7 protein-coding genes and 1 pseudogene are annotated in these 11,648 nt (G+C 47.0%); 6 read left to right on the top strand and 2 right to left on the bottom strand.

Translation table 11 applies throughout. The annotated features are described in order from the left end of the window. Positions 1-442: 442 nt before the first annotated feature. Positions 443-1,003 (bottom strand): NUDIX hydrolase, encoded by a 561-nt coding sequence (locus tag DW083_RS19315; RefSeq protein ID WP_122333524.1) that lies wholly within the window; start codon positions 1,001-1,003, stop codon positions 443-445. Positions 1,004-1,133: 130 nt separating this feature from the next. Here DW083_RS19315 and DW083_RS19310 point away from each other — a divergent pair, with 130 nt between their 5' ends. The 6 genes and pseudogenes from DW083_RS19310 (at position 1,134) to DW083_RS23690 (ending at position 8,996) form a co-directional block, all read left to right on the top strand. Next, positions 1,134-2,582 carry a hypothetical protein gene (locus tag DW083_RS19310; RefSeq protein WP_122333523.1) on the top strand — a complete coding sequence of 483 codons (1,449 nt, stop codon included), beginning with the start codon at positions 1,134-1,136 and terminating at the stop codon, positions 2,580-2,582. After that, a complete protein-coding gene (locus DW083_RS19305) occupies positions 2,554-3,936 on the top strand; it encodes a GDSL-type esterase/lipase family protein (protein ID WP_233552299.1) in 1,383 nt (460 codons plus the stop codon). The genes DW083_RS19310 and DW083_RS19305 overlap by 29 nt, the downstream gene beginning before the upstream one ends. After that, entirely contained in the window at positions 3,923-5,476 is a 1,554-nt protein-coding gene (locus DW083_RS19300; protein WP_370039425.1) for an MBOAT family protein, read from the top strand. Before DW083_RS19305 ends, DW083_RS19300 begins: the two co-directional genes overlap by 14 nt. Before the next feature lie 35 nt (positions 5,477-5,511). Next, the gene (locus tag DW083_RS19295) at positions 5,512-6,021 is read left to right on the top strand and encodes an energy transducer TonB (RefSeq protein ID WP_122333522.1); all 510 of its coding nucleotides are present in this window, start codon (positions 5,512-5,514) and stop codon (positions 6,019-6,021) included. A gap of 207 nt (positions 6,022-6,228) precedes the next feature. Beyond that, a complete protein-coding gene (locus DW083_RS19290) occupies positions 6,229-6,585 on the top strand; it encodes an Hpt domain-containing protein (protein ID WP_122333521.1) in 357 nt (118 codons plus the stop codon). 23 nt (positions 6,586-6,608) lie between these two features. After that, positions 6,609-8,996 (top strand): annotated as a pseudogene (locus DW083_RS23690) (response regulator). Positions 8,997-9,009: 13 nt separating this feature from the next. Here the strand turns inward: DW083_RS23690 and DW083_RS19280 are convergent. Beyond that, entirely contained in the window at positions 9,010-11,613 is a 2,604-nt protein-coding gene (locus DW083_RS19280; RefSeq protein ID WP_122333525.1) for a glycoside hydrolase family 2 protein, read from the bottom strand. Positions 11,614-11,648: the final 35 nt, after the last annotated feature.

The following is an 11,648-nucleotide window of genomic DNA, read 5'->3' as shown; positions in this document are numbered from 1 at the left end:
ACGACCGTCCTAATCTTCGTGAGGTGCCGAGTGCACTACCTATTAGCACGGTCGTAATGGAAATTAGGACGGTCGTAATGGCGGAAAAACGCTACAAAAAAGAAAGAAAAAGTCCCTTTTTGAGGCTCAAAAAGCGGATTAACATTTGTTTTGTTTCGGATGTCTTTTATACTTGAAAAATGCGTTTTATACAATAAGCCCCCCCGGGGAGTTGAAAGTTAAGAGTTGAAAGTTGAAAGGGAGCATATTTAAGAAAAAGTGAACCATAATATTGTCATGGAACACGGATGACACAGATTGGGCAGATGACCACAGATCTATTTATTAAAAACAAATCTGCGGTCATCCGTTTTATCGGTGTTATCCGTGTTCCATGATAATACAAACAGGTTCAGTTCTGCAAAAAACTGAACCTATTGTACTTCGTGAGGTACTACAATAATCAGATAAGATGATTTAACGCCATATACTTCCAGAGCGGGGCGGCATGAAGCGCTTGTTTGATCTGGTCGTTTATCAGGAGTTCTTTTACTTCATCGAGTGTCAAAAGATGGACGCTCAGATCTTCCGTTGCTTCGAGATGTTGGGCCGTGACAGGCTCTACATCGGTGGCAAGATAGCAATATGTCAGGTTGGTATGTGTACTGGGATTAACGCCGACTACCATCAGTTCGCTCCAGTTCCCATTTCCGTAGCCGGTCTCTTCCAGCAGTTCCCGCTGGGCGGAAACAAGCGGGGATGCGTCTTCTTTCTCACAGACACCGGCACAAAGTTCATAGGCTGCAATCCCCAGTCCATGACGGTACTGGCTTACAAAGACAAATTTCCGGTCTTTGGTAATCGCGATTACATTGATCCATTCCGGATATTCAAACACATAATATTCGGGTATTTTGTTCCCATTCGGCAATTCCACTTCTTCACGGCGTACGGTGAACCAGGGTTTACGGGACAGATATTCGCTTTTCAGTACTTTCCAGCTTTTGTTTTCCGGTGTTTCCATTCTATATTGTTTTATTGTTACTTGCATATTATAAACGGCTTAGTTTGCGATAAATTGTGATTTACGGCAGACCTACCGGGGCAAGCTTCATATTTATCATTATCTTTGTCCCTTCGAAAGAGATGATTAGATGAATAAAGATGATAATTTCGGCAGGCTTTTGCTCCTGTTACTTATTGCATTAGGAATCTGTTTAGGACTATATTACTTACCGGACCGGTTGTTCGGGATGAAAATAAAAAAGGTTGATTTGCTTTCCGATATCAGGATAAAGCAGGAATCCCTTTCGATGGATTCTTTGCGTATGCAGCTTGAACAACCGGATACGGTCCGGATAGATTCGGCTGCTGTGCGCGATTCTATTTTGAAAACGACAGGTATCGATTCTGTGGCATTGGCTTTACGCGATTCTCTTTATAAAGTCATGTATGCAGACCGGGGAGCCGATTCGTTGGGAACGCACATTGAAGATTATTCAGTAGGGCATATCGGCCTCAAACGCTTCTTTGCCGCTTTGAGGGACAGTCGGAAGCAGGAGCGCCCGGTTCGTGTGGCGTTTTTGGGAGACTCGTTTATCGAAGGAGATATTGTGGTCGCTGATTTCCGTTCCGGGATGCAGAAGGAGTTTGGCGGACGGGGAGTCGGTTTTGTTCCCATTACATCTGTTGCCGCACAATTCCGTCCGACTATCGAGCAGGAGGCTGAAGGATGGAACACCTGGTCGATGCTGACCGATCATCACCACCGGTACACACTTTCCGGGATGACGTTCGAGCCGGAAAGCGATCATCCCTCTGTCTCTGTTAAAACAACAGACCGCTATCCGGAGCTAAAGACCGTATCTTCCCTCAAGTTCTTGTATGAGAAAAATACCCGCACCCGGATGACACTGATCTGCAACGGGACACAGGATACGATCCGCGAGGTACTGAAGCCGACTTCCGTTATTACCCAATATGAACGTACGGGGACTTTTACGGAGGCCTCCTTTGCTTTTGCCGATACAGCTGGTTTCCGTGCACTCGGAGTCGCGTTGGAAGATAATTCGGGAGTGATTGTCGACAATTATTCCTTGCGCGGAAATTCGGGTATGATCTTGACACGGTTGGACAGTGCCCGTTGCCGGGAGCTGAATGCCATACGTCCGTATGATTTGGTTATCCTGCAATATGGGTTGAATATTGTCAGCGACAGCATTCTACAGTATGGCTGGTATGCGAAACGGATGGAAGAGGCCGTGCGCCATGTAAGGACTTGTTTTCCGGACGCCGATGTCCTGATGCTGGGTGTGTCGGACAGGAGCCGGCAAGTGGATGGAACGTTTGAGACGATGCCTGCCGTGTTGGCGTTGCTCCATGCACAACGTCAGGCTGCCCGCCGTTCGGGTGTCACATTCTGGAATGTGTTCGGAGCGATGGGAGGCGAGAACAGCATGGTCCGTTTTGTGGAGAACAATTGGGCCAGCAAGGACTATACGCATTTAAGTTTCAGGGGAGGAAAAGAGATCGCTTCTGCCTTGTTAAAAGCAATATTATTAGAAAAAGAGTTTTATGATGAAGCAGACAAAGTGGCTCGTTAGTCTGATGGTTTGTCTGGCGCTGATGGCAATAAGTGCTGTCGGAGCCAAAGGGAAATTACCGGTCCCTGTTCCCGCGCTTGACGCGGGATCGCAGAAGCCTTGGCCGTATCAGGAAAAAGACAGCCTTTCTGTGCTCTGTCCGGATACAATCCCTCTCCCTTCACTTTCCTATTCGATCGGGAAAGAGGTGGATTCTATTTTGTCGCCCTCCTTTTTGCAGCCCTTCTTTGCCGGGTTGGATTCATTGCGGGCAGGGAAAGACACTGTTCTTACGGTTGTCCATCTGGGAGATTCCCATATACAGGCCGGGTATTATTCCGGACAGATGATGCGTCTTTTACAGGCGCAGTTCGGAAATGCCGGACGCGGATGGATCGCTCCCTTCAAGTTGAGTCGGACGAACGAGCCGGACGATTATTTTATCTCTTCCGCCATCCGGGAATGGGTGGCCGGACGCTGTATCCAGGCAAACAAAAAATGTCCGGTCGGGATCGGAGGAATCGGCATTCAATCCGTCTCTCCTTCGATTAATCTGGATGTGCGGATTGCCCCGAACAACGGGGCCGGTTATGCTTTTAGCCAGGCTATTTTTTATCGGGGGGAGAAATCCATGCCGATGCTGCCTACCGGGCCATTGAAAGATTCCGTACAGACTTCTTTGGCTATGGCTCCGGCTGTGGCAGGTGTTATGGCTGATACATTCCGTATCGCTTATCCTGTCGATACGCTGCAACTTCACAGTACCCGGAGGAAACAGGGAACGGACCAGTTGCTTCCGGCTTCTTCGTTTAGGAATGTTTATTATGGTTTTAGCCTGACAAACGGGAATCCGGGTGTTTTATACCACTCGATTGGGGTAAACGGGGCTATGTTTGTCAATTATACGGACGAATCCTATGTGCGGCAGTTAGCCTTGTTGAAACCTTCTTTGCTGATTGTTTCGCTGGGCACGAACGAGACGTTCGGCCGCCGTTTCAACAGCGAAGAATTTAGCGGACAGGTACGGGCGTTTATTTCGCTCGTTAAGAAATATATGCCGGATACGGCCATCCTGCTTACTACACCGCCGGAATGTTACAAACGGACCTATGTAGACAAGAAACGTACTTATGTCCGTAATGCAAATACCCAGCTTGCGGCAAAGGCGCTCGTAAAAGTCGCCCATGAAGAGGGGCTTGCCTGTTGGGATTTATTTACGGCTACGGGAGGTAAAAGCTCTTGTACCAAATGGCATAAAGAACGGTTAATGGGGCGCGACCGTATCCACTTTACGAAAGAGGGCTACCGGGAACAGGGAACACTGTTGTACCGGGCCTTGATGCAAACGAAAAATAAGAAAGATGATGACAGGTGATATTTTAAATAATATAGGAGGATTTTCGATTGAGAAGCTTGGGGAGCTTTTCCTTTACCATCATAACGCACCGATATTATTCAGTAGCGGACTGTTCTTTTTCCTTTTTATCGGTTTCCTGATTATTTATATGTCATTAAGGAAACATTTGTTGGCACGTATTATTTATGTCACACTGTTTTCTATCTATTTTTATTATAAAAGCAGCGGGTTCTTCTTTTTCCTGCTGTTGTTTGTTGCGACATCCGACTTTTTTATCGCGCAACGTATTGTCCGGACTGCACCCAAATGGGGACGCAAGGCTTGGGTAATCCTGAGTTTGTGCATCGATCTCGGATTATTGGGATATTTCAAGTATTTTAATTTCTTGCGGGAAATCGTTGCGACGATTGGCCACGAGTTAGGCTATCAGTTGGGTAATACCTCTTTGCAAAGCATCACTTACCAGCCGTTGGATATTTTCTTGCCGGTCGGTATTTCATTCTTTACTTTCCAGACGATCAGCTATGTGATCGATGTGTACCGGGGGAGGATAGAGCCGCTTCACCGTTGGATCGACTACGTCTTTTATGTCTCTTTCTTTCCGCAACTGGTAGCTGGCCCTATTGTCCGGGCACGCGACTTCCTTCCGCAGATTTATAAAGTGCCTGCCGTCACACGGGCACAGTTCGGCGAAGGCCTGTTCCTGATTTTGTGCGGTCTTTTCAAGAAAACAGTTATATCCGATTATATCAGCCTTAACTTTGTGGACCGTATTTTCGATGCTCCTTTACTCTATACGGGAGTGGAGAACCTGATGGGGGTATATGGCTATGCTTTGCAGATATATTGTGACTTTTCGGGCTATTCGGATATGGCAATCGGTATAGCCCTGCTGCTGGGTTTCCGTTTCAATGTAAACTTCGATTCGCCTTATCAGTCTGCAACAATTACGGAATTTTGGCGACGTTGGCACATCTCTCTTTCTTCGTGGTTGAAAGATTATTTGTATATTTCGCTCGGCGGAAATAGAAAAGGTAAAATACGAACGTATATAAACCTGTTGATTACAATGCTGTTGGGCGGTTTATGGCATGGGGCTTCCATCAGTTTTATCCTTTGGGGAGCTTTACATGGAGTCGCTTTGGCTATTCATAAGTTTGTGATGGGCCATTTCAGCAGTTTCAAACCGTTAGGCTCGGATATGAAGCCCTGGAGAAGAGTTTTAGGAATATTGATTACTTTTCATCTGGTTTGTTTCGGCTGGATCTTGTTCCGTGCCGATTCGATGCAGACGGTAGGCGAGGTGTTGACACAGATTTTTACAAACTTCCATCCGGAAGTGTTCATGCAGTTTGTCATGGGCTATAAAGGGGTATTTATCCTGATGGTGATCGGTTATGTCATGCATTTCATGCCTAAATCGGCAGAAAACGGGTTGCAGGCAGTTGTGACTCGTTCTCCTTTACTTGTGCAAGCGGTGATGCTGGTAGTGGCCATCTTTGTCGTTGTACAGTTTAAAAGTGCTGGAGTGCAGCCTTTTATCTATTTCCAGTTCTAAGATAACTGAGAATAAGTAAAAACAACACTACTTTTATGGGGAAAAATTTATTGTTGCTTATATTGATAGGTCTCTTTTTATTGGGAGATACAGATGTGTACCGTCCGGTCGGGCCTCCGGATGGTTCGGGTATCACTTCGCCTGAATTTAAAGGTGGCAGTGCCGCTTTTGCCCGGTATCAGAAAGAACATTTGAAATATCCGGTGAAGGCATATGAAGAGGGATTGGAAGGTGTTGTCTTGGTTTCCTGCACGATAGAGGCGGATGGAAAGGTAACGGAAGTGAAGGTGTCCAATAGCCCTGACTCCCGCTTTGAAGATGAAGCCGTACGGTTTGTGGAGAATACCGCAGGCCAATGGATTCCGGCTAAACGTAATGGCCGGAATATTGCCGGACAGAAGTTTGTTCCGGTTTCTTTTCGACTGGATAAGACACAAATGCCCGAAGTAGGGACAAATGCCGGTAACAGGGAACTCGTCAAATATATAATCGTCGCTTTGCTCGTTGCCGCTTCTCTTTTCATTTTAAGAAAACAACAAAAATGATTGCCGGGAATGCCGCCTAACTTTTCTAATTTCGAAAAAATACCGTCTAAAATGCATCAAAAACGAGAATAATAACATTGTCGTTGTTTATAAATTGAAAATAAATTTGGATATCTCCTCTGATAATCCTTACTTTGTGAATTGATACATATTATCAGAATTTTAAGATATTACGAGCGAATATCCCAATACATTCATTTATTTTATATGGAAAGTGTGTATAAACAACAGCTGCTTGATGCTGGGACTAATGTGGATAAAGCATTAGACCGCTTTATGGGAAGTGAGGCATTGTATGATAAGTTTCTTCTGAAATTCATTCAGGACACATGTTATAAGCAACTGGAAGATTGCATAAAAACGGGTAATGCTACCGAGGCTTTTATGCAGGCCCATACCATGAAAGGCATTGCAGGAAACCTGGAATTCGAGTCTTTGCTGGAAGTCCTGGTGCCTATGACTGAACAGCTAAGAAGAGGGGATATGACAATGATAAAGGAAGAACAAGAGGAATTAAAACTGCGCTATGAAAAACTGTATGCTGTCATAAAAGAAAATCATTAGGCAGAAAATAGGAGGGATATATCATGGATGAGCATTTTTCACAATCAGGAACAGATCTTGAGTATAGGCTGTTGGTGGGGTTAATGGGACAAATGGGTGTTAGTGTCAGCAAACATTTGTTGGATGAACATTTCACCCTGTTGTGGGCAAACGATTTCTACTATGATATGATTGGTTATCCTAAAGATGATTACGAAACCCTTTTCCACAATCGACCGGATTTGTATTATAAGCAATATCCGGAGCTCTGGGAAGCTTTAGGCCAGAAAGTCTACGAGGCAATTGAGAACAAAGCAAACGGTTATGAGCTCATTACCAAAATGCCGGTGAAGGGTGGAATGAGATGGATTAAACTGAATGCGACATTTACTGATCAGCTACAAAACGGTATCCCTATTTCATATACAGTGATGACTGACGTTGAAGACATCATGCAAGTGCGTCTCGAACAAACAGTCGCTTATGATAACCTGCCCGGTTTTGTTGCTAAATATAAGGTAAAGCAGGATGGCCGTTTTATCATGATTGAAGCGAATGATAAATATTTGGATTTTGCAGGTATCGAAAAAGATATGATTTCCGCATTCTGCCCTTTTTCCCGACTGGACGATAAGAGCCGGAGTGTACTGAATGAATATATTCCTTTGATGCAGAAGGGAGAATCTGTGCATTTTGTGATTCGATCCAAAGATAAAAACGGTACGGATGCCTGGTTGCAACTGAACGGCGAATGTATCGGCTGGGAGGGTAAAGAGCCTGTCTACCTTGTTGTTTTCATCGACATAACTGATATTACCGAGCAGCGCGAATTGCAGAAAAAGCTGGAAGAGCAATCCGAGCAATTAAAAGAAGCGCTTGATTTTGCAGAAAAAGCAAATCAGGCTAAGTCTGATTTCCTGGCCCGTATGAGCCATGATATCCGTACGCCTATGAATGCCATTGTCGGAATGACCGCCATTGCCGGTGCCCATGTGGATGACAAAGAACGGGTCCTTGACTGCCTGAACAAGATCACCGGTGCTTCCAAATTGCTGCTCAGCTTGATTAACGAGGTGCTGGATATGTCAAAAATTGAAAGCGGACGACTCAAGCTCTCCGATGATGAACTGAATATTGGTGAGTTGTTGCAGGATCTGATCATTATGATGCAACCGGAGATCCGGAGCAAACAGCATCAATTGGATATCCATCTCATGGGGATGCAACATGAGAATGTCATTGGAGATATGCAGCGGATTAAACAGGTTTTAATGAATATCCTGTCCAATGCAATAAAATATACGCCGGACAACGGACGGATTCTGATCCGGATCAATGAAAAGTCCTCCCAGGACGGAATCGGATATTATGAATTTGTTTTTGAAGATAACGGAAGAGGGATGAAGCCCGAATTCCTTTCAAGGATATGCCAGCGTTCGAACGGGCGGACGATCAAGATATTGTAGGCATACAGGGGACGGGGCTCGGCATGTCGATCAGCCATAAGATTGTACAGATGATGGGTGGCGACATACTGATCGAAAGCGAATACGGCAAAGGTTCCCGTTTTACCATAAATATGCCGTTACGGCTTCGTGAGCAGGATGTCCCGGAAGCGATAGGTGTCCCTGGAATGTCTATCCTTGTTGTCGATGATGACCGGATTGCCTGTCAGGGTACTTGCAATTGCCTGGAGGAAATCGGGGTACGATGCGACTGGGTTTGTTCCGGTGAGGAAGCTGTAGAGATTGCCAGGGAAAGAAGCGAAAAGAATAATGCATATTTTGCTATTATAATGGACCTGAAGATGCCCGGGCTGAATGGTATCGAAACTACCCAATTACTTAGAGCGGCAGTGGGTCCCGATATCCCGATTATTATTTTATCCGCATACGATGTGGAAGAGTATGAATCGGATGCCAAAAAGGCAGGTGCGAATGGATTTATTACGAAGCCTTTATTCAAATCTAAATTGATCCAGGTCCTGAAAAGGTTTATAGACAAGGAGAATGTCCGGGGACATATCACTCCGACAAAATTGTCTGATGCTGATTTTTCGGGTAAGCGTATCCTGTTGGTGGAAGACAATGAATTGAACCTTGAAATTGCTGTCGAGATCATAGGAAGCACCGGCGTTTCCATCGATACGGCTGTGAACGGCTTGGAGGCTGTTGACAAGGTGTCGCAATCTCCCGAAGTTCTACCAGATGATATTGATGGATGTTCAGATGCCGGTGATGGATGGTTACGAGGCAACCCGCCGGATTCGCGCCCTCGGACGTGCGGATGTTTCCGGTATACCGATTATAGCCATGACTGCCAATGCTTTTTCCGAAGATGTAACGAATGCGCTCGAAGCCGGTATGAATTATCATCTGGCAAAACCGATCGATATTATTGCCCTGATGGCAGTATTAGACAAATATTTGTAAAGGTGCTTTGTTTTTAATAGGTATCAACGATACTCTCACTTCTTAGTTGCCTGTCGAAAGAGGCTTTATCCAGCTGGGTCGTAACGTGAATGGTTACCGGCTCGCCCGGCAAGAGGTCGAAATAGTTGTCGGAGAAGAAATTGTCGATACCGTCGATACTCAGAAACACGCCCCGGGCAAAAACGTCGCTGCTGACTGTCACATCGTAGCCGTCTCCGGACGGAACCGATGTCATTTGAATATCGGCTTTCGGAAAGTCGATATCTTTATAACGATCAAAGAAGTAATTGTTTGTGATTACTTCACCGTCTTTTCCGTTCTCGGTGAAGCGGGCGTTTACAACGACTTCATTTGTTTTCTTTCCTCCCAAGACGCTTTCTACTGGAGCGGAGAACTGTATCTTGCTTGTGTTTGCAGGCAGCGTTACATTCTTTTTCTGTTCAAACAGGACATTGCCTTTCAGGTCCATGACACGGACGTCGAGCAGGCCTTTCGTTGCCTGTAAGCGGTCGGAGACGATGTAGATATTCAGTATGCCGTCTTCTGCAATCGGAGAGACGAGGATGTCCCGAAACGCTTTCTTTGCGAAATAATGCTGGGCTTTCCAACGCCCGTAATAGTCACGGCTCGACCAGGAAGCGACCGGCCAACAATCATTATGCTGCCAGAACAGGGTTCCCATATTGTAAGGCATCATGCGCCGGTGCGCTTCGATCGCTGTCTTGATCGCATCGCCCTGAAGCAGCTGTCCCATGTAGAGGAAATTCGGGAAATCTTTGGGCTTCCGGTATTCGTTCAGCAGGTACCATTCGATCAGGCCGTTGGCATGGCTACCGGCCCGCTGATGTGCCATCATCACTTCCGAATAGATATCATGGTCGCGTTCTTCCGGTGCATATTTCAGGACGGACTGGTACTCCGGGAACGACTGGAAACCGTATTCCGAGAAGAAGCGGGCACGTATCTTGTTGTAGTTCGCGATGCTGTCCTTGGCATGCCATACTCCCCAATAGTGGGCATCGCCATTCGGGTTCCAGTTCTCTTTGCCGCTTTCGCATTTGGCATCCGGATCGCCGCCGTATGGGGAGGAGGGCAGGTAGAAGGCGGTCGGGTCATATACCTTTACGACTTCGGGCAGCAGTTTATGGAAAAGATCTTTATCGTCTTTCCGCATTTCTTCCAGCACGCCCAGCTTCTCGTATTTCTGCATCCAACCCCAGTTGAACCAGGCTGTATGGTTTTCGTTGTTTCCGCACCAGATCGCGATGCAAGGGTGGTTGCGCAGGCGGACGACATTGTCGATCGCTTCCTGCCGGATGTTCTCTAAGCGTTCCGGCGTCATCGGGTAGGTACTGCATGCAAACATGAAATCCTGCCAGACCAGAATGCCGTACCGGTCGCAAAGGTCATAGAAGAGATCGTTCTCGTAGATACCGCCGCCCCAGACACGGAGCATATTCATATTGGCATTGACGGCATCGAGAATTGTCTTTTCGTAGCGTTTGGGCGTGACACGCGGCAGGAAGTTATCCTGTGGGATGTAGTTGGCCCCTTTGGCAAAGACTGGCTTACCATTCAGTTCGAAATAGAAGGTGGTGCCGTCCTTGTCTTTGTCGCGTACGACGCGAAGGCTGCGGATGCCGATGTTGGTGGTATCCGCGTCGGCCACCTTGCCATCCATTGTGACGGTGGCTGTGAAAGGATAGAGGTGGGCTTCCCCCAGACCGTTCGACCACCAGAGTTTGGGATTGCGGACGACGAGGTCGGTCTCGATCAGGTTCTTGCCCTTCTTCACATGGGCGGTCTTCGTCCAAGTCTCCCTGATACCTCCGGCTTTGAGGGTGAGCGTGGCTTCTCCCTCCTTGTCGGCGATGACTTCGACACGGGTTTTGATCTCTGCACGTTTGGCATTGACTTTTTCCTGGATGTATTGGACATTGTCGATGCGTGCATCATTCCAGCCGATCAGGTAGGCTGGACGCCAGATACCGCTTGTGACAAGACGGGGCCCCCAGTCCCAGCCGTAATGGTAGCCTGCCTTGCGGGCGAAGACGCTTACCTTCTTATCGAACAGGCCGCCGTTTTCGGACTGGTCGTTGCCGGCTTCGATCGGATGTTGCAGGGCGTCGAAGTTCGGGATATCCATTTTGATAGGAGAGTGGAAGTAGATGCGGAGTTCGTTGCCGTCCCTCTTCAACAGACCTTTGACGGGAATGAGCCACTCGCGGAACATATTATTGGCTTTCAGGATGCAGGAATCGTTCAGGTAGACATCGGCATAGGTGTCGAGCCCTTTGAAATCCAGGTCGATGTTGTCCTTGTCGAACACATCGGGGGCGACGTCGAGGGTCGTCTTATATTCCCAATCCTCTTTGTCAACCCACTGCACACCCCGTTCGTTCAGGCGATAGAAGGGATCTTCGATGATCCCATTGTCCATCAGATCCGTATGGACAACCCCCGGCACGGTGGCCGGATACCAGTTATTGCCGCGAACCTGTTTGAAGGTCCAGCCGCTGTCGATGTTTTGTTCAGATACTCCATCCGCCATTGCCGGAACCGCTACCATAAGGGCAGAGGCAAGGGCAAGGGTGGAGGCGATAGTTTTGTAACGCATAATCATGTTTTTTGTTTCTACTAAACAATAACAGA

The sequence above is a fragment of the Parabacteroides sp. AF48-14 genome, assembly GCF_003477465.1.
In the GTDB taxonomy this organism is placed as follows: domain Bacteria; phylum Bacteroidota; class Bacteroidia; order Bacteroidales; family Tannerellaceae; genus Parabacteroides; species Parabacteroides acidifaciens.
This window is presented reverse-complemented; position numbering and strand designations above follow the sequence as displayed.

Coding starts and splice junctions, on each gene's coding strand:
- DW083_RS19315 (WP_122333524.1), bottom strand. CDS start 1,003: ATGGAAACACCGGAAAACAAAAGCTGGAAAGTACTGAAAAGCGAATAT.
- DW083_RS19310 (WP_122333523.1), top strand. CDS start 1,134: ATGAATAAAGATGATAATTTCGGCAGGCTTTTGCTCCTGTTACTTATT.
- DW083_RS19305 (WP_233552299.1), top strand. CDS start 2,554: ATGATGAAGCAGACAAAGTGGCTCGTTAGTCTGATGGTTTGTCTGGCG.
- DW083_RS19300 (WP_370039425.1), top strand. CDS start 3,923: ATGATGACAGGTGATATTTTAAATAATATAGGAGGATTTTCGATTGAG.
- DW083_RS19295 (WP_122333522.1), top strand. CDS start 5,512: ATGGGGAAAAATTTATTGTTGCTTATATTGATAGGTCTCTTTTTATTG.
- DW083_RS19290 (WP_122333521.1), top strand. CDS start 6,229: ATGGAAAGTGTGTATAAACAACAGCTGCTTGATGCTGGGACTAATGTG.
- DW083_RS19280 (WP_122333525.1), bottom strand. CDS start 11,613: ATGCGTTACAAAACTATCGCCTCCACCCTTGCCCTTGCCTCTGCCCTT.